The following is an 18028-nucleotide window of genomic DNA, read 5'->3' on the forward strand; positions in this document are numbered from 1 at the left end:
GGGACTCCGTGCAGATCGCCGGCGCGGCGACGCGTTCTGTTCATTTTGCGTAGAATGCCTGTTCGAGCGGGCCGTGGGCCGCGCCAACTTCCGCAGGTCACTCGCAGTCCATGGATTATCGCACGCGAATCGTTTCTTCTCTGGCCGAGATCGGCCAACAGCGCTGGGATGCACTGGTAGCGGCCCAGGCCGAGGGCAATCCCTTCCTCTCCTACGCCTTCCTGCATGCCCTGCACGAGAGCGGCAGCGCCAGTCCGGAGTCCGGCTGGGAGCCGCATTACCTGACGCTGTGGCAGGGCGATGCCCAAGAAGAGCAATTGGTGGCCGCCCTGCCCCTGTACCGCAAGTTCCACTCCTACGGCGAATACGTCTTCGACTGGGCCTGGGCCGAGGCTTATCAGCGCCATAGCGTGGACTACTACCCCAAGCTGCTCTCGGCCATCCCCTTCACGCCGGTCCGGGGCGCGCGCCTGATGGCCATCGACGAGACCGCCCGTGCCGGCCTGGTGGCCGCATTACGGGCGCTCCAGGAGCGAAGTGAAGTTTCCTCCACGCACATCCTGTATCCCCCGCCGGAACAGGCGCAGCAACTGGCTGACGACGGTTTCCTGCTGCGCAGTGGCGTGCAGTTCCACTGGCACAATGAAGGTTATGGCGATTTTGCGGAATTCGTCGACACGCTGGACCGCAAGAAGCGCAAGAACATCCTGGCCGAACGGCGCAAGGTGGCCGAGCAAGGCGTGCGCTTCGTCTGGCTGCGCGGTGCCGAGATCACCGAGGCGCACTGGCGCTTCTTCAATCGCTGCTACCGGCACACATATGCAGCGCACTACTCCACGCCTTACCTGAACCTGGATTTCTTCGGCCGCATCGGTGACACCATGCCGCAGCACCTGCTGCTGACGGTGGCCCTGCGCGGCGATGAGCCGATTGCTTCCTCGCTGACCGTGCATGATGACGACACGCTCTATGGCCGTTACTGGGGCGCGCTGGAACACGTACCCTGCTTGCATTTCGAGACCGCGTATTACCAGCCGCTGGAATTCTGCATCGCCGAGAAGATCACCTGGTTCGAAGGCGGCGCCCAGGGCGAGCACAAGATGGCACGTGGATTCCTGCCACAGAAGACCTGGTCGGCGCACTGGCTGGCGCATCCGGGGTTCTATGATGCGGTGGAGCACTTCCTGTCGCGGGAAAGCAATGGCATCGATGGCTATATTTCCGAGCTGAACGAACATAATCCCTTCCGGGATACGCCGAGCTGAAGGCGCAAAAAAACCGGCCCGCGCATCGCACGGACCGGTCTCATAAAAAAATATAAACGATTTAAATCATTTAAATCCTTTAATTATTTATAACCAACCCGATCCAGCATCTGCAACACCTTCTGCTGGTTGGCCCCCACCGCACCCACGTTGATGACTTCTGCCTTGAACGGCCCCATCTTCACCAGCGCCGGGTTCTCCGTCTTCACGCTCTGCACGGCAGGCCATTCATTGTTGCCTTCAGCGAAGTAACGCTGGGCCGAATCGCTGGCCAGGTATTCGAGGAACTGCACCGCTTCGGCCTTGTGCGGGGCATGCCTGGCGACACCGCCACCGGCGATGTTGACGTGCGCACCGTAGCTCTTCTGGTTGGGCCAGACGATGCCGACCTTCTCCATCAGCGCCACGTCTTCCGGCTTGGTGGAACGCAGCAGGCGCGCCACGTAGTACGAGTTGGAAATGGCCACGCCACATTCACCCGAACCCACCGCCTTGATCTGATCAGTATCGCCACCGACCGGCTGGCGCGCCTGGTTGGCGACCATGCCCTTCAACACCGCTTCGGTCCTGGCCGCGCCGTCATGTTCCAGCAGCGCGCCGAACAGCGACACGTTGTAGGGATGCGAACCGCTGCGGGTGCACAGCTTGCCCTTGTTCTTGGGGTCGCCCAGGGCTTCGTAGGTATCGACGTCTTCCGGCTTGACGCTGGCCTTGTTGTAGACGATCACGCGGGCGCGCGTGGAGAAGCCGAACCACTGCGTGCCTTCGCTGCCTTCCTTGCTGTGCAGGTTGGCGGGAATGCGCTCGTCGAGCAGCTTCGATTTGACCGGCTGGAACAGCCCTTCGCTCTGGGCCTTCCACAGGCGCGCGGCATCGACCAGCAGGATCACGTCGGCCGGGCTGGAGGCACCTTCGCTCTTCAGGCGCGCCAGGATGCCGGCATCATCGCCATCGACACGGTTGATCTTGATGCCGGTGGCCTTGGTGAAATCGGCGTAGAGGGCTTCGTCAGTCTGGTAGTGACGCGCCGAGTAGAGATTGATGACCTTCTCCTGCGCGAAGCTGGAAGCGGCAATGGCAGCCAGCACGGCGCCGACGGCGAGTTGACGGTGGAACATGGACCATCCTTTTCAAAAAGAGTGAACAACCGCCGTCACAGCAACGGCGTTTTCTTTTGGCGCGGAAGGCGGTCCGGGGATGTGGGACTTGGCTGTCGCAGTGGGCGATCTCGGGATCGCCTCGTTGTGGATTCAGGGCGTGATGCCCGAGCGGTTCATGGACCGCTGGCGACTATATCACAAACAAGAAGCATTATCATCTACGCGAATCCATCCGGCGCAGCACGATACAAAAACGCCCTTGCCGGCAGCTGCGCGACAAGGGCGTGTTGAAGCGATATGAAGCAGTCAGATGAGCTTGACCGCAAAGTCCACACCGATGCCGGCCCACCATTCCTGCTCCTTCTGGAACCAGAAGGATATGCTCGGATGTTCCTTGATGTAGTCGCGGCGGATCTCCAGGTCGATGCGGCTCTTGAGCTTGACCCGCACCTTGTCCAGATCCAGCGTGATGTGCGCATGGCGGAACATCACCGCCAGCCGCAAGGCCAGCACCGCCTTGGCGAAATCGACGTCGGCCAGCATCTCGCTGATCTTCTTGAGGTTGCCCTTCTGCCCGAGGATCAAGGTACTCATCAGCCGCTGCTCGCGCGTAGTGAAACCTGGCAGGTCGGCATTGGCGATCATGTAGGCCGAATGCTTGTGATAGCCGGTGGGCGAGACCACCAGCCCGGTCTCATGCAACAGTGCGCTCCAGAAGAGATAGCGGGCATAGGAATCGGTGGCCGGCTTCAGGATCTGGAAGAAGCCCAGCGCGGTATCGGCCACGCCATGGGCGCGCGCGGCATCGACATGGAAGCGGCGGGCGAATTCCTCCACCGAACGGTCGCGGCGGTCAGCCTTGGTGGCGCGCAACTGCAGGTCCCACATCACGCCCATTCGCAGGCCGGCTTCCACCGGCGTGATGACCTCGATGCCGAACTCCTGCATGAAACCGATCAGCACCGCCAGCCCTCCCATGATGACGCCGGCGCGGTCCGGCTTCATGCCATCGAGCGAAATCTGGCTGACATGGCCGAAATCGATCAGGCGCTGCATCAGGTCGGCCAGGCTGGGCAGGCTGATGCGGCCGTCGCCCATGTTGTTGCGGCCGATGGTATCGGCAATGGCACGCATGGTGCCGGAAGACCCATAGACATTGACACTGGCCGCATCGAAGCTGAACAGATGCACCGCATCTTCCACATGCGAGCGCGCGGAAATGATGGCACGCTCGAAAGCCGCCGCCGTGATCGCACCATCAGGGAAGAAGGCCAGGCTCTGGTTGACGGTACCGATGCCGAAGGATTCGACGTGGCGGATATGTTCGCCCAGGCCACGGATGACTTCGGTGGAACCGCCACCGATGTCGATGACCATGCGTTCTTCGCCGGCGTCCGAGAGCACGCCAGCCACACCCATGTAGATCAGCCGCCCTTCTTCCTCGCCGGAAATGATCTCGACCGGATAACCGATGGCGCGCTCCAGTTCGGGCAGCAGCTCGGTGGCATTCCTGGCCACGCGCAAGGTATTGGTGGCGACCACCCGTACGGCGGTCAGCGGATAGTCGCGCAGGATGGCGCGAAAGCGCGTGAGCGAATCGATGGCGCTCTGGCAGGCCTGCGGCGTCAGGTTGCCGCTCTTGTCGATACCCGCTGCCAGGCGGATGGGGTCACGCGCGCTCTTGATGACGCGTATGCTGTCGTCCTCATACTTGCCGATGTGCAAGCGAAAACTGTTGGAACCGAGATCTACCGCAGCAAACATGCATTTCCTTTCGCAAGGGCTCCGGGCGGATGGCCCCGAACAATTGCTAAATAATTTAAACCGCATCCTGTCTCCACTCCGACAAGATAATGGGCGCGCATTACACTTTGATGACAGCCTGCACCCTGTAGAATGGCGGCTCAGCGACGTCGTGCTGCGTTGCACATATTATTTTATACAATTTATCCCATTTCCCTTCCATGCCCGGCATTCTTTACCTGGTTCCCAACACGCTGGGAAGCCCCGAACTTCCTGCCGAATCCGGCGCAGCGCATCCGCTGGAGGCCATCATCCCGCGCCAGGTGCAGGCCATCGCGGCGCGCCTGGATTATTTCGTGGCCGAGAACGCCAAGACCACGCGCGCCTTCCTCAAACTATTGGGGAGCAATACCCCGCTGGCCAAGCCCATCCAGGAAATCCAGATCAGCGAGCTCAACGTCAACACACCCGCAACCGCCCTGCCCGCCCTGCTGGCCCCGCTGCTGGCGGGCCGTGACGGCGGCCTGATCTCCGAAGCCGGCGTGCCTGCCGTAGCCGACCCCGGCGCCAACCTGGTGCGGCTGGCGCATCAGCATGGCATCCAGGTGCGCCCGCTGGTCGGCCCCTCTTCGCTCCTGCTGGCGGTGATGGCCAGCGGATTGAACGGGCAGAGCTTCGCCTTCAATGGCTATCTGCCCACCGATGCCGAAGCTCGCACCAAGCGTATCCGCCAGCTGGAAGATCGTTCCCGCAAGGAGAAGCAGACCCAGCTGCTGATCGAAACGCCCTATCGCAACGGCGCCATGCTGGAGGCCCTGGCGCAGTCCTGCCAGCCGGGCACGCTGATCTGCGTGGCCACCGATCTGTCGCTGCCTACCGAAGCGGTGCGCACGCAGACCGCTGCGCAATGGAAAGCGGCGCTGGCAGCGAAGAAGGCGCCGGACTTCCACAAGAAGCCCACGGTGTTCCTGCTGCTGGCCGAATAAGCGCTCGCCCCCGCCACAACGACAAAGGCCGGTTGCATCAGCAACCGGCCTTTTGCATGGGGGCTGCAGATCGGCTTATCGCAACTGCGACAGCGGTGCCGACATCATGGTCTTGGCAAAACCGGCACCGAAGGCCACGCCAAATTTCTTCAACACGCGTTCGGAGAGATTCTCGGTCTGGGTGTAGTCCACCACGTCCTCGGCCTTGATCACGTCACGCGCCACGCTGTCGACCGTGCCATAGCCATCGGCCAGGCCCAGCTCGACCGCCTTGGCGCCGGTCCAGACCAGGCCGGAGAAGGTATCCGGCGTTTCCTTCAGACGCGTACCCCGGCCCTGGCGCACCACTTCGATGAACTGCTGGTGGATTTCCTCCAGCATCGACAGCGCATAGTCACGCTGCTTGGGGCTTTGCGGACTGAAGGGATCGAGGAAGCTCTTGTTCTCGCCGGCCGTCAGCAGACGACGCTCCACGCCCAGCTTGTCCATCAGGCCGGTGAAGCCGAAGCCATCCATCAACACGCCCACCGAACCGATCAGGCTGGCCTTGTTGACGAAGATCTTGTCGGCCGCCACGGCGATGTAATAGCCACCGGAGGCGCACATCTCCTCGACCACCACGTAGATCGGCTTCTTGGGATATTCCTTGCGCAGGCGGGTGATCTCGTCGTTGATCATGCCGGCCTGCACGGGGCTGCCGCCTGGGCTGTTGATCTTCAGGATCACGCCCACCGAATCGCTGGCGGCAAAGGCCTTGTCCAGCGCCGGGATGACCACGGCCGCCGACCCCTGGCCTTCGGATTCGATGGTGCCGCGGATCTCGACCAGGGCGGTATGCGGACCCAGCGGCTCGCTCTCGATCTTGTTGTAGGCAAAGGCCATCCAGCCGCCCAGGACGATCACCGCCAGCAGGGCAATGCGGAAGAACACGCCCCAGCGGCGACGGGCGCGCTGCTCCTTGACGGCGAACAGCGCCAGTTTTTCCAGGACGTCGCGCTCCCAGCCGCTTTTCTTGTCCTCGCGCACGCTGGCGGGGATGGACGAAGAAGGCGGCACGGAAGCCGGAGAAGAGGAAGACTGAGGGGGACGGTCTTGCGGGTTTTCAGATTCGTTGTTGCTCATAGGCTCACTCTAGGCAGCGCAATCGCACTGCACTGGTTTTTCCGCGAAGCTCATGCCTCGGCGGGCTGAACGATGTCATCCGGACGCCAGACCACCTGGCCGTCGCGCTCCATCGTCATGATCTTACGCAAATGCGCGCCGGTACAAGGTCCGCCTTTGCATTTTCCGGTATCGGGCGCATAAACCGCGCCGTGTGTTGCGCACATGAGATAAAGGCCGCTGGATTCAAAGAATTCTCCCTCGGCCCAATCCAGTTCGATGGGCACGTGCGCACAGCGGTTCAGGTAGCCATAGACCACCCCGCCATAACGCACCACGAAGCCCGTGGTCGCTTTCCCATGCACCCGCACCGGAAAGCGCTTGCCCAGACCGCCCTCCAGGAGGGCGCTTGAGGGGCAGATGAAGATATCTTCAGGTGTCGTCACGGGCAGCCGCCTCAGGCGTGGTCATTGAGCCATTGATGCAGCTCGCGGATGGAACGGGCTGAATAAAGAGGCGCCAAGGTCTGCAATTGCTCCGGCGGATGCGCGCCGAACTCCACCGCCACGCCCTTGGCACCGGCATTGAGGGCCATCTGCAGGTCGTGGGTGGTGTCGCCGATCATCAGGGTGCGGTGCATGTCCTGGCCCAGTTCGCGGGTCAGTTCCTGCAGCATGGCCGGATGCGGCTTGGAGAAGGTTTCATCGGCACAGCGGGTGGCGTCGAACTTGGAGAGCAGACCGGTGGTATTCATGGCCCGGTTCAGCCCGACCCGGCTCTTGCCGGTGGCCACGGCCAGGAAGTAACCCTGCTGCGACAGGTCGGCCAGCATCTCGGGCACGCCTTGGAACAGGGTCAGGTCCTTGTCCTGGCCGAGATAGTGATGGCGATAACGCTCCACGATGCGCGGATAGTACTTCGGGTCCACATCCGGAATGGCGGCCTGCATGGCGTCCTGCAAGCCCAGGCCGATCACGTAGGACGCGGCGCTCTTGTCGGGGATGGGCAGGCCCAGGTCGCGTGCGGCCGCCTGGATGCAGCGCACGATGGTGGAGGTGCTGTCCATCAGGGTGCCGTCCCAGTCGAAGACGATCAGGTCAAATTGCTTTCTTGCCATGTGTCGAGCTCTTTCCGCTGGCATGTCTCCGCGGATTGCCGGATCGGCAATTAGCAGATGGACATGCGATTGTGTTAATGCCGGGCAGAAAGTATCACATCCCGGCCCACTGCGTGCACCCCTTCACTGTTCTGTCCCGGCCAGCATGTTGTGCGGTACCAGGTCGCCCTCGGCACCGCCTTCGAGACTGCGCAGGAAACGCGCGCATTCATCGGGCAGACCGGCCTTCAGGGTCACCGTCTCGCCGCTCTCGGGATGGCGGAAGCTGATGCGCCAGGCATGCAGGAACATGCGCTTGAAGGCGATGCGACTGCCATCGGCTTTCTGCAAGGCCTTGTTGAGGGTGAAATCGCCGTACTTGTCGTCGCCCACGATGGGGAAACCGCTGGAAGAGAGGTGTACCCGGATCTGATGGGTGCGGCCGGTCTTCAGTTCAGCTTCCAGCAGGGCGAATTCACCGAAGCGGCGCAGCAGCGAAAAGATCGTGTGCGAGGGCTGGCCATCGGCCTGCACGCGCACGCGGCGCTCGCCATCCGGGGTGCTGTACTTGAAGAGCGGCAACTTCACGTGCTGGCGGGCATTCTTCCAGTCGCCCTGTACCAGCGTGAAATAGCGCTTGTCGGTGGTGCCTTCGCGCATCTGGTCATGCAGGTTGGTCAGGGCCGAGCGCTTCTTGGCGATCAGCAGAACGCCCGAAGTATCGCGGTCCAGGCGGTGCACCAGTTCCAGGAACTTGGCCTGGGGCCGCGCGGCGCGCAACTGCTCGATCACGCCATAACTCACGCCCGAGCCGCCGTGCACGGCCACACCGGCGGGCTTGTCGATGACCAGCAGGTGGCTGTCTTCCAGCAGGATGCGGAATTCGGCGCCGGGCACCACCTGCTCTTGCTTCTCTGCAACTCGTATTGGCGGCACGCGCACCACGTCGCCTTCGGCCAGGCGGTAGGTCTGGTCGATGCGGCCCTTGTTGACGCGTACCTCGCCCGAGCGCAGGACACGGTAGATATGGCTCTTGGGCACACCCTTGCAGACCCGCAGCAGGAAATTGTCGATCCTCTGCCCGGCTTCTTCGTCGGAAATGGTCAGCAACTGCACCTGGGGAAGGTTCTGCGAGGCTGCTGCACTCCGGGAGGCGGGCGCGGCTGCGGCGCTTTCAGAAGCCCCCCTAGAAAATCTCGCTAAGTCCTTCATTTTGAATATATAATCGATTGACGCCGATCAAAAAACGGCGTCAGTAGAATAAAAAAGGAACATTCTACACAAGAGGAGTCTTCGTCAGCCTCGCTCATTTGCAAAATAGACGAAGGGGGCCCCGAAAACCACGACGCGCGGCATCGCAGACGCAATAAAAGCGCTGCAACGGTTGACAATACAGCCGATCATGCCGCTTGCCTGGTCCACGTAAAGGCCTCGAAACGAGTACGCACCTTCCCTGCGCGAGTTCAGTTTGCACCGCAGTTGCAATCGGACAGCGCGCCTGGAAGTGGAACAGAATTGTTTGGATCATCAGGATAAAAGTCTGGCAAGACTCGCATCCGGTGTTCCGGTTCAGGTCCGCAGCGCACAGCCCCCGGCAAAGCAGTATCTTGCAGCGCAACCGGCAGCAGGCTCATCCGCCTGCCCCTCTTGCAGCGCATTGCCCGGGCCCTGCCGCAGTCCTGGCCGAAGCACCGCGAAGCTTGCCGGTTGATGCAACAGAACCCGATCGCCGTCGCCAACCCATCACCATGTTACGTTTGGCTCCACAGACCAGCTTACCGTCCGCAGTTGCCTGCGCGACCGCCTATGGCGGAGCGCGCGGCGCGGATACGGTGCTGCCCGGCGTTCCCGTCTGCCGCATCCGCGCCCCCTTGTGCTGGAGCGCCTTCTAAGGCGCACTCACACAATCAAGGCAATTCCCTCCCCAATCACTTCGTTCTCGCGTACATCCCCTGTACTTTTGGCCCGCTACCACATACGGACGGGCCATTTGAAGGATCTTCGGATCCCGGAGTGAAAACATGAAACGTATGTTGTTCAACGCCACGCAGCAGGAAGAACTGCGCGTAGCGATCGTTGACGGTCAGAAACTGATCGACATCGACATCGAAACCACCGGACGCGAGCAGCGCAAGTCCAACATCTACAAGGGCGTCATCACCCGCATCGAGCCCTCGCTGGAAGCCTGCTTCGTCAACTATGGCGAAGAACGCCACGGCTTCCTGCCCTTCAAGGAAGTGGCCCGCACCTACTTCAAGGAAGGCATCGACGTCCGTAACGCCAGCATCAAGGAAGCGCTGCGCGAAGGCCAGGAAATCATCGTCCAGGTCGAGAAGGAAGAACGCGGCAACAAGGGCGCTGCCCTGACCTCGTTCATCTCCCTGGCCGGCCGCTACCTGGTGCTCATGCCCAACAACCCGCGCGGCGGTGGCGTCTCCCGCCGTGTCGAAGGCGAAGACCGCCAGGAACTGCGCGAAACCATGGACAAGCTGGACCTGCCCAGCGGCATGTCCGTCATCGCCCGTACCGCCGGCATCGGCCGCAACGTCGATGAACTGCAGTGGGACCTGAACTACCTGATGCAACTCTGGCGCGCCATCGAAGGCGCCGGCCAGTCCGGCTCGGGCGCCTTCCTGATCTACCAGGAATCCTCGCTGGTCATCCGCGCCATCCGCGACTACTTCCAGCCCGACATCGGCGAAATCCTGATCGATACCGACGACATCCACGACCAGGCCCAGCAGTTCATGGCCCATGTGATGCCGGACATGGTGCACCGCGTCAAGCGCTACCGCGACGACGTGCCGCTGTTCTCCCGCTTCCAGATCGAACACCAGATCGAGACCGCCTACTCGCGTACGGTCCCGCTGCCCTCGGGCGGCGCCATCGTGATCGACCACACCGAAGCGCTGGTGTCGGTGGACGTCAACTCGGCGCGCGCCACCCGTGGCAGCGACATCGAGACCACTGCTTTCAACACCAACCTCGAAGCGGCTGATGAAGTGGCCCGCCAGTTGCGCCTGCGCGACCTGGGCGGCCTGATCGTGATCGACTTCATCGACATGGAGAATTCCAAGAACCAGCGCGAAGTCGAAGGCCGTCTCAAGGACGCCCTGCACTACGACCGCGCCCGCGTTCAGATGGGCAAGATCTCCCGCTTTGGCCTGATGGAACTGTCGCGCCAGCGCCTGCGCCCGTCGCTGTCCGAAGGCAGCCACGTGACCTGCCCGCGCTGCAACGGCACCGGCCACATCCGCGATACCGAATCCTCCGCCCTGCAGGTGCTGCGCATCATCCAGGAAGAGGCCATGAAGGAAAATTCAGCTGCCATCCACGTGCAAGCGCCCGTGGACGTGGCTGCCTTCCTGCTCAATGAAAAACGGGGCGAAATCCTGAAGATCGAGACGCGCCATCGCGTCACCGTCATCATGATCCCCAACAAGCACCTGGAAACCCCGCACTACAAGATGGAACGGATCAAGCACGACGATCCGCGCCTGGACGACGCCCAAGCCAGCTACGCCATGGCCGAGCAGGCCGATACCGACATCGGCTACAGCAAGCGCCAGAAGGAAGAAGTGCGTCCGCGCCAGGAAGCCGTGGTCAAGGGCATCACCCCCGACCAGCCCGCTCCCATCGTCGAACGCAAGGCCCCGGAACCGGTCGCAGCGCCCGTGCCGCCGCCGACCCTGGCCCCCGAATCGGGCCTCCTGGGCAAGATCTTCGCCTTCTTCCGCAAGAAACCGGTCGCTCCGGTGGAAGCCCCGGCACCGGTCGAAGCCAAGGCCCCGGCCAAGCGCGAAGGCGAGCGCAACGGCCGTGGTGGCGAACGCAATGGCCGCAACCGCAATCGTGGTGAACGCGGTGGCGAGCGCGCCGAACGTGGCGAACGCAATGCCGAGCAGCGTGCAGCACGCGGTCCGGCCGCGGTCGAACTGAAGACCGGCGACGCCACCGAAGCCAAGCAGGCCCGTGCACCGCGTGGCCCGCGCGAACCGAAGGAAGGCCGCGAGCCGCGTGAAGGCCGTGAACCGCGCGAGGCCCGTGAAGGCCAGGAGCCGAAGGAAGCCCGCCGCAATGAGCCCCGCGAACCACGTGAGGGTCGTGAAGGCCGCGAGCCGCGTGAACCGCGCCAGCCCCGTGAACCGCGCGCACCGCGTGGCGAACGCAAGGACCCCAAGTCCGAGGAAGGCCTGCCGCTGGAAGCAGCACTGGCTGCCGGCGCCGCTACTGCAGGCGTGGCCGTGGCCGCAGGTGCCGTCGCCCTGTCCAATGACGAGCAGGCCGCCCAGCTGGAAGTGGCGCAAGTGGAAGCTACCGAAGGCGTGGAAGGTGTCGAAGGAGCGGAAGCTGCCGAAGGCGGCACCGAACCGCGTCGCCGCCGCCGCCGTGGTGGCCGCAACCGTCATCGTCGCGAACGTGATGAAAACGGCAACGTGATCGAAAACGGCGAAGGTGAAGCTGCTGACCAGTCCGATGCCGCTGAAGGCGTGGAATCGGTGGTCGTGGCCAGCGCTGCAGCCGTCAATGTGAACCTCGAGACCGTAGCGGCCGACTCCTCGGCTGCGCCCGTGGAAGTTGCCCAGGCTGCCGTAGCCCAGGCTTCCTTCGCCGCCTCGCCGGTGCCGGAACAAGCCCAGTCCGAAGCCGCTGTCCAGGTCGAAAGCGGTGTGAACTCGGTGGAAGCCGTGGCCGCTGCAGCTGCCGAAGCGACCCAGGCCGTGTTCGCGAATCAGCCTGCCATCGAACCGGCTGCACCGTCCATCGACGCCAGCTTCGCCCCGCCCCCGGCCTTCGAGCCGGTGCAAGCCCCCGCTGCCACCCCGGCGGCATCGGAAGCTCCGGTCGAGGTGCAGGTGGCGGCTCCTGCTGCGGTGGCTCCGGTCGTGCCGCAACAGATCAGCCTGCTGGATGCCGTCGAAGCCAGTCCGGCTCCGGTGGCCGCCGAACCGGCTCCCGTGGTGGCTGAAGCTGCACCGGTCCCGGCTCCCGCAGCCGCTGCCAGCACCGGCAACGGTGCGCAGTGGGACTCGCTGCAGCAGATGCTGTCGCAAGCCGGCCTGACCCTGGCCACTACCGATCCGGTCAAGCTGCGTGCAGCCCAGGAAGCCGCTGCGGCCTTCGTGCCGGCACCGCACGTGCCGCGCGAGCGCAAGCCGCTGCCGCCGCAGTCGACCGAGCCGCTGGTCCAGGTGGAAACCCGCCGTTGAGATGGACCTCGGGGTGTGCCCGCCAGCGGGCGCCCCTGATGGCCTGAACCAGGGCAATGAACAAGGGAGCTTCGGCTCCCTTTTTCATGTCTACCCATGCTGAGATGAGGTCTTCGACACCCAGGCTCATCGGCAACGGAACTCCTATTTGCTGACAGTTGCTGCCCGCTGGCAACGATACAGTTGCGGCGCCCATTGATGCCCCTGCAAGCCAGACCCCGCCTGGGCCGGGCGTTTGGCGGCGACAGGCGCTCAACGTCAGCCGCAGGCATGCGCTATATGCATGATCGTGCATCTACGCCGCTGCGCCAGCCGTGCTATCTTTACACACCTGTTACCGCCAGAACGTATGAACAAGCGCGTCATTCCCATCGTCGATCACCGGCAAGCCTCGTCCGCCAGCCCGTCAGGGATGGGCGCGCCGCCGGTGGCCGTCCAGCCTACCGGCTGGCTCGCCGACAGCCTGGGACGCCCGCTGCATGACCTGCGCATTTCGGTCACCGACCGCTGCAATTTCCGCTGTGTCTATTGCATGCCCAAGGATGTCTTCGACAAGCAATACCAGTTCCTGCCGCATTCCGACCTGCTGACCTTCGAGGAACTGACCCGCGTGGCGGCCCAGTTCGTGGCCCATGGCGTGCGCAAGATCCGCCTGACCGGGGGCGAGCCGCTGCTGCGCAAGAACATCGAAACCCTGATCGGCATGCTGGCCGCCCTGCACACCCCGGACGGTGAAGAAATCGACCTCACCCTGACCACCAACGGCACCCTGCTCAAGCAAAAGGCAGTGGCGCTCAAGGCAGCCGGGCTCAAGCGCGTGACGGTCTCGCTGGATTCGCTGGATGACGCGAGCTTTCGCCGCATGAACGACGTCGATTTCCCGGTGGCCCGGGTGCTGGAAGGCATCGAAGCCGCCCACGCAGCCGGCCTGGGGCCGGTCAAGATCAACATGGTGGTCAAGAAGGGCGTCAACGACGACCAGATCCTGCCCATGGCACGCTACTTCAAGGGCAGCCCGGCCATCCTGCGCTTCATCGAATACATGGACGTGGGTTCCTCCAACGGCTGGCGCATGGACGAAGTGCTGCCCTCCAGCGAGGTGGTACGCCGCATCGCCGCCGAAATGCCGCTGGAAGTGGCCGACCCCAACTACACCGGCGAGACCGCCGAACGCTGGCGCTATGCCGATGGCAGCGGCGAGATCGGTGTGATCTCCAGCGTGACCCAGGCCTTCTGCCAGGATTGCTCGCGTGCGCGCCTGTCCACCGAGGGCAAGGTCTACACCTGCCTGTTCGCCAGCGAAGGCCACGACCTGCGCAGCATCGTGCGCAATGGCAGCAGCGATGCCGAAATCGCCGGTGCCATCTCGGCCCTCTGGGGGCAGCGCGGCGACCGCTATTCCGAACTGCGCAGTGCCATGCAGGACGCGCCCGTGCGCAAGGTCGAGATGTCCTATATCGGCGGCTAGTGCCGCGTGCCTGCCCTCCCGGTCCGCATCATGCCTTCCTCCGCCAATCTCTACTGCGCCAGCCACATCACCGGCCTGGTCCTGGCCGGTGGCCGGGGCACGCGCATGGGCGGGGTCGACAAGGGCCTGCAAGTCCTGCACGGCAAGCCGCTGGTACAGCACGTGCTGGAACGCCTGGCACCGCAGGTCGGCACCCTGGCGGTCAACGCCAATCGCTCGCAGCTGCATTACGCACGCTTCGGCTATCCGGTCTGGCACGATTTGCAGGCCGACTTCCCCGGCCCGCTGGCCGGCCTGCAATGCGGCCTGGCCCATTGCACCACGCCGCTGCTGGCCACCGCCCCATGCGATTCGCCGCTGATCCCCTATGACCTGGTGGCACACCTGTGCGATGCCATGGCCGCCAGCGGTGCGCAAGCCGCCGTGGCCGTCACCAGCGGCGCGCACGGCCGCCAGCGCCATCCTGTATGCTCGCTGCTGCACACCAACACACGCGCCTCGCTGGATGCCTTCCTGGCCGCTGGCGAACGCAAGATGGACCGCTGGTTTGCCAGCCTCGATTGCGTCGAAGTGGATTTCCCTGACGAGCGCGCCTTCTGCAACATCAATACCGGGCTGCAACTGCAACAGCTCGAATCAGAACAATGACTCAGACCCACATTCCAACGCCCACGCTGCAAGAGATCGTCAGCTGCATCAGCGGCTATGACCCCAACGCCATGACGGTAGCGCGCGCGCAAGCCGTGATCCGGGACTTCATCACGCCCATCGAAGCCGTCGAGAAACTGGCCATCCGCAGCGCCCTCTCGCGCGTGCTGGCGCAGGACATCATTTCCCGCATCGACGTGCCGGCCCACGACAATTCAGCCATGGATGGCTATGCCCTGCGCGGCGCGGACGTGGCCGAGGGCAAGCAAGTGCGCCTGCAGATCGTCGGCGCGGTGCATGCTGGCGAACGCTTTGCGGGCAGCGTCGGCCCCGGCCAGTGCGTGCGCATCATGACCGGCGCCCCGATGCCCGAAGGCTGCGATACCGTGATCCCGCAGGAACTGACCACGGACGCCGATGCGCAAGGCGTGACCCTGCCCGCTGGCCGCGTGCGCCCCGGCGACAACCGCCGCCTGCGTGGTGAAGACCTGGCCCTGGGCAGCGTGGCCCTGCCGCGCGGCCGGGTGCTGCGCCCTTCCGACATCGGCCTGCTGGCTTCGCTGGGCATCGCCGAAGTGCCGGTACAGCGCCGCCTGCGCGTGGCCTTCTTCTCCACCGGCGACGAGTTGCGTTCGGTGGGCGAGCCGCTCGACGCCGGCTGCGTGTATGACTCCAACCGTTACACGCTGCACGGCATGCTGACCCGCCTGGGCTGTGACGTGCTGGACCTGGGCGTGGTGCCGGACGATCCGGCCGCCCTGGAAGCAGCCTTCCGCAGTGCCTGCGAAGAAGCCGATGCCGTCATCACCTCGGGCGGCGTCTCGGTCGGCGCAGCGGACTACACCAAGCAGATCATGGCCAGGCTGGGCGAGATGGCGTTCTGGAAGATCGCCATGCGCCCAGGCCGACCGCTGGCCTTCGGCCGCATCAGATCACGCGGGCGCGATGCCTACCTGTTCGGCTTGCCGGGTAATCCGGTGGCGGTGACGGTGAGTTTTTCCTTCTTCGTGCGTGACGCCCTGCTGCGCCTGGCCGGCGCCGAGGCCAATCCGCTGCCGCGCCTGCGCGTGCCGACTGCAACAGCAATCCGCAAGAAGGCTGGCCGCACCGAATATCAGCGCGGCATCCTGGCCCCTGACGAAGATGGCCGCTGGAGCGTGCGCCTGACCGGCATGCAGGGTTCCGGCATCCTGCGCTCGATGTCGGATGCCAATTGCATCATCGAGCTGGAACATGAACGCGGCGACGTGGCCGCTGGAGAAGAGGTGGCGGTGGTGCTGTTCGACGGGCTGGTCTGAATTCAGAGCACCAAGATGGCGCCACACCGGCCATTCTGATTTCAAATGACCGGCTAGAACCCATTTCATCCATAGGCGCGAGTGCGAGCGAGTCCCGTTTGGGATGAAGTGCAAGGCGCGAATTTGGGTCAAGACTGGACGTCTTGACCCAAATTCGTAACGCAGCAATTCGCCCAAACGGGCCGCTCCCTCCGGGTTCTGCCCAGAAAGGGCGCTGGCCGCGTTGCGCTCCTTGCGTGTGGCACCGCCACACGACGCGTCGCGCGCCTTGCCAGCGCCCTTTCTGGGCAGAACGCATCTCACGCCTATGGATGAAATGGGTTCTAGCTACTTAGGCCTGCGTATCAATCATCGTGCCAAGGGTTCCCGACATCGGCCTGGTCTTTTCGACTTCACCGGGCCGGCTGTTGTCATGATCCCCGTCACTGTCAACCTGGCTTGCGTTCTGACGCGGGTTGGCCGCCACCACATTGTTGTGGAAGCTGCTGGAGAAACTGCTGATCGCTGAAGTCATAGAGGGCTCCTTTAGTTGATGGGTAATACCAGAAAACAATTCTGGCAGTTGGAGCATATGACTCAAGACTTAGCCAGACCTTAGCCCCCTCAGACTATCTACGGTCCGCATGTGGCGCATCAAAGGCCGTCCGTATCCTCGCCCGGATCCAGCTCGCCGGTACCGAGCAGCTTCTGCGCATTCTCCACCGGCAATGCTTCCACCGACTTGAGCTTGCGCGTCATCTGGCGAGTCCGCGTCTCGGCCTGGTCGATGTTCTTGGCCACGCGTTCCAGCGCACTCTTGGTGGAGGCCAGCACTTCGCCGAACTTGCCGAATTCGGTCTTGACCGCGCCCAGCACCTGCCACACTTCCGAGGAACGTTTCTCCAGCGCCAGCGTGCGGAAACCCATCTGCAAGCTGTTGAGCAGCGCCGACAAGGTGGATGGACCCGCGATGGTCACCCGGCAGGTGCGCTGCAATTCGTCCGACAATCCCGGCCGGCGCATCACCTCCGCATACAGCCCTTCGGTAGGCAGGAAGAGGATGGCAAAGTCGGTCGTCAACGGCGGCGACAGGTATTTCTCGGCAATCGTCTTCGCCTCCCCGCGCACCGCGCGTTCCAGCTCGCGGCCGGCCGAGGCGACACCCTCAGCATCGGCGCGCTCGGCGGCATCGACCAGGCGTTCGTACTGTTCCTTGGGGAATTTGGCATCGATGGGCATCCAGACCTGGCCTGCGTCTTCCTTGGCGCCCGGCAGGCGGATGGCAAATTCCACGCGCTCGCCGCTGGCCGGTACGGTCTCGACGTTCTTGGCGTACTGGTCGGGCGTGAGCATCTGTTCCAGCAGGATTTCCAGCTGCACTTCGCCCCAGGTACCGCGCGTCTTCACGTTGGTCAGCACGCGCTTCAAATCGCCCACGCCGGTGGCCAGTTGCTGCATCTCGCCCAGGCCCTGGTGCACCTTGTCCAGCCGGTCCGAGACCAGCTTGAAGGATTCACCCAGGCGCTGCTCCAGCGTGGCATGCAGTTTTTCATCCACGGTCTTGCGCATCTCTTCCAGCTTTTGCGCGTTGTCGTTCTGCAGGTCCTTGATCTTGGCTTCGAGCGTAGCGCGCACCTCGGCCATCCGCTGGGCGTTCGATTCGGTCAGCGCCGACAGTTGCTGGTTCAGCGTATCGCCGAAACGCTTGAGCGAGATCGCCTGCTCTTCGCGGTTCACCTGCGCCTGCAGCGTGATGGACTGGCGCATGCTCTCCAGTTGCTGGGCATTGCTCTCGTTCAACTTGACCAGTTGCTGCGCGAAGCCATCGATCTGCTGGTTCTGCAGCCCGGCCACGCTGGACATTTGCGTGGCCAGCGTCTGCTGCAACTGGGCGAAGTTGGCACCCAGCTCCTGGCGCGTGCTCTGGGCGCTGGCCTGCACCTGCGCACGCAGCTCGCGCTCGATGCGTTCGCCCGTGTCCTGCTGGTGGCGCTGCAGGTCCTGCTTGACCTGCAGCAGCGCATCTTCGATCACCAAGGCAGTGTCGTCGTCCTGCCGCTGACCGGAACGCAGCAGGATCAGTATCTGCAGGACGAGACCGGCCACGACCAGGCCGGCAAGGATCATTTCGAAA

14 protein-coding genes are annotated in these 18028 nt (G+C 63.5%); 6 read left to right on the forward strand and 8 right to left on the reverse strand.

Annotation, left to right across the window (positions count from 1 at the left end):
• Positions 1-110 precede the first annotated feature (110 nt).
• Positions 111-1265, forward strand: coding sequence for a GNAT family N-acetyltransferase (locus tag ACVC5H_RS15990; RefSeq protein WP_489618795.1), 1155 nt, complete (start codon positions 111-113; stop codon positions 1263-1265).
• A gap of 83 nt (positions 1266-1348) precedes the next feature.
• Here ACVC5H_RS15990 and ACVC5H_RS15995 read toward each other — a convergent pair whose 3' ends face one another.
• Together ACVC5H_RS15995 and ACVC5H_RS16000 are read right to left on the reverse strand one after the other, a co-directional pair.
• Complete coding sequence (locus tag ACVC5H_RS15995; RefSeq protein ID WP_489618796.1) at positions 1349-2383, reverse strand: extracellular solute-binding protein; 1035 nt, start codon at positions 2381-2383, stop codon at positions 1349-1351.
• A 288-nt stretch (positions 2384-2671) separates the two neighbouring features.
• A complete protein-coding gene (locus tag ACVC5H_RS16000; protein WP_489618797.1) occupies positions 2672-4129 on the reverse strand; it encodes a Ppx/GppA phosphatase family protein in 1458 nt (485 codons plus the stop codon).
• Between the two features lie 200 nt (positions 4130-4329).
• On the opposite strand from ACVC5H_RS16000, the gene ACVC5H_RS16005 reads away from it, so the two are divergent.
• Positions 4330-5094, forward strand: a complete 765-nt coding sequence (locus tag ACVC5H_RS16005) for an SAM-dependent methyltransferase (protein ID WP_489618798.1) — start codon at positions 4330-4332, stop codon at positions 5092-5094.
• Positions 5095-5169: 75 nt separating this feature from the next.
• Here ACVC5H_RS16005 and ACVC5H_RS16010 read toward each other — a convergent pair whose 3' ends face one another.
• The 4 genes from ACVC5H_RS16010 to rluC all read right to left on the reverse strand — a co-directional run bounded on the left by ACVC5H_RS16010 (position 5170) and on the right by rluC (position 8503).
• Positions 5170-6216 (reverse strand): S49 family peptidase, encoded by a 1047-nt coding sequence (locus ACVC5H_RS16010; RefSeq protein ID WP_489618799.1) that lies wholly within the window; start codon positions 6214-6216, stop codon positions 5170-5172.
• 50 nt (positions 6217-6266) lie between these two features.
• Entirely contained in the window at positions 6267-6641 is a 375-nt protein-coding gene (locus ACVC5H_RS16015) for a Rieske (2Fe-2S) protein (protein ID WP_489618800.1), read from the reverse strand.
• Positions 6642-6652: 11 nt separating this feature from the next.
• Positions 6653-7312, reverse strand: coding sequence for an HAD-IIIA family hydrolase (locus ACVC5H_RS16020; protein ID WP_489618801.1), 660 nt, complete (start codon positions 7310-7312; stop codon positions 6653-6655).
• 123 nt (positions 7313-7435) lie between these two features.
• Positions 7436-8503, reverse strand: coding sequence for a 23S rRNA pseudouridine(955/2504/2580) synthase RluC (gene rluC, locus ACVC5H_RS16025; RefSeq protein WP_489618802.1), 1068 nt, complete (start codon positions 8501-8503; stop codon positions 7436-7438).
• Between the two features lie 809 nt (positions 8504-9312).
• On the opposite strand from rluC, the gene ACVC5H_RS16030 reads away from it, so the two are divergent.
• The 4 genes from ACVC5H_RS16030 to moeA all read left to right on the forward strand — a co-directional run bounded on the left by ACVC5H_RS16030 (position 9313) and on the right by moeA (position 15915).
• Positions 9313-12501, forward strand: coding sequence for an Rne/Rng family ribonuclease (locus tag ACVC5H_RS16030; RefSeq protein WP_489618803.1), 3189 nt, complete (start codon positions 9313-9315; stop codon positions 12499-12501).
• Positions 12502-12850: 349 nt separating this feature from the next.
• Positions 12851-13969 carry a GTP 3',8-cyclase MoaA gene (gene moaA / locus ACVC5H_RS16035; RefSeq protein WP_489618804.1) on the forward strand — a complete coding sequence of 373 codons (1119 nt, stop codon included), beginning with the start codon at positions 12851-12853 and terminating at the stop codon, positions 13967-13969.
• A 30-nt stretch (positions 13970-13999) separates the two neighbouring features.
• Positions 14000-14617, forward strand: a complete 618-nt coding sequence (gene mobA, locus ACVC5H_RS16040; RefSeq protein WP_489618805.1) for a molybdenum cofactor guanylyltransferase MobA — start codon at positions 14000-14002, stop codon at positions 14615-14617.
• Positions 14614-15915, forward strand: a complete 1302-nt coding sequence (gene moeA, locus ACVC5H_RS16045) for a molybdopterin molybdotransferase MoeA (RefSeq protein WP_489618806.1) — start codon at positions 14614-14616, stop codon at positions 15913-15915. The genes mobA and moeA overlap by 4 nt, the downstream gene beginning before the upstream one ends.
• A 331-nt stretch (positions 15916-16246) precedes the next feature.
• On the opposite strand, the gene ACVC5H_RS16050 is transcribed toward moeA, so the two are convergent.
• Both ACVC5H_RS16050 and ACVC5H_RS16055 read right to left on the reverse strand, forming a co-directional pair.
• Positions 16247-16429, reverse strand: a complete 183-nt coding sequence (locus tag ACVC5H_RS16050; RefSeq protein ID WP_489618807.1) for a hypothetical protein — start codon at positions 16427-16429, stop codon at positions 16247-16249.
• A 119-nt stretch (positions 16430-16548) separates the two neighbouring features.
• Positions 16549-18021, reverse strand: a complete 1473-nt coding sequence (locus tag ACVC5H_RS16055) for a DNA recombination protein RmuC (RefSeq protein WP_489622713.1) — start codon at positions 18019-18021, stop codon at positions 16549-16551.
• Between the last annotated feature and the right edge of the window lie 7 nt (positions 18022-18028).

This window comes from Herbaspirillum sp. Her3 (assembly GCF_057961275.1).

Excerpts from the sequence above, each read along its gene's own strand:
- ACVC5H_RS15990 (WP_489618795.1), top strand. The coding sequence starts at position 111 with ATGGATTATCGCACGCGAATCGTTTCTTCTCTGGCCGAGATCGGCCAA.
- ACVC5H_RS15995 (WP_489618796.1), bottom strand. The coding sequence starts at position 2,383 with ATGTTCCACCGTCAACTCGCCGTCGGCGCCGTGCTGGCTGCCATTGCC.
- ACVC5H_RS16000 (WP_489618797.1), bottom strand. The coding sequence starts at position 4,129 with ATGTTTGCTGCGGTAGATCTCGGTTCCAACAGTTTTCGCTTGCACATC.
- ACVC5H_RS16005 (WP_489618798.1), top strand. The coding sequence starts at position 4,330 with ATGCCCGGCATTCTTTACCTGGTTCCCAACACGCTGGGAAGCCCCGAA.
- ACVC5H_RS16010 (WP_489618799.1), bottom strand. The coding sequence starts at position 6,216 with ATGAGCAACAACGAATCTGAAAACCCGCAAGACCGTCCCCCTCAGTCT.
- ACVC5H_RS16020 (WP_489618801.1), bottom strand. The coding sequence starts at position 7,312 with ATGGCAAGAAAGCAATTTGACCTGATCGTCTTCGACTGGGACGGCACC.
- rluC (WP_489618802.1), bottom strand. The coding sequence starts at position 8,503 with ATGAAGGACTTAGCGAGATTTTCTAGGGGGGCTTCTGAAAGCGCCGCA.
- ACVC5H_RS16030 (WP_489618803.1), top strand. The coding sequence starts at position 9,313 with ATGAAACGTATGTTGTTCAACGCCACGCAGCAGGAAGAACTGCGCGTA.
- moaA (WP_489618804.1), top strand. The coding sequence starts at position 12,851 with ATGAACAAGCGCGTCATTCCCATCGTCGATCACCGGCAAGCCTCGTCC.
- mobA (WP_489618805.1), top strand. The coding sequence starts at position 14,000 with ATGCCTTCCTCCGCCAATCTCTACTGCGCCAGCCACATCACCGGCCTG.
- moeA (WP_489618806.1), top strand. The coding sequence starts at position 14,614 with ATGACTCAGACCCACATTCCAACGCCCACGCTGCAAGAGATCGTCAGC.
- ACVC5H_RS16050 (WP_489618807.1), bottom strand. The coding sequence starts at position 16,429 with ATGACTTCAGCGATCAGCAGTTTCTCCAGCAGCTTCCACAACAATGTG.
- ACVC5H_RS16055 (WP_489622713.1), bottom strand. The coding sequence starts at position 18,021 with ATGATCCTTGCCGGCCTGGTCGTGGCCGGTCTCGTCCTGCAGATACTG.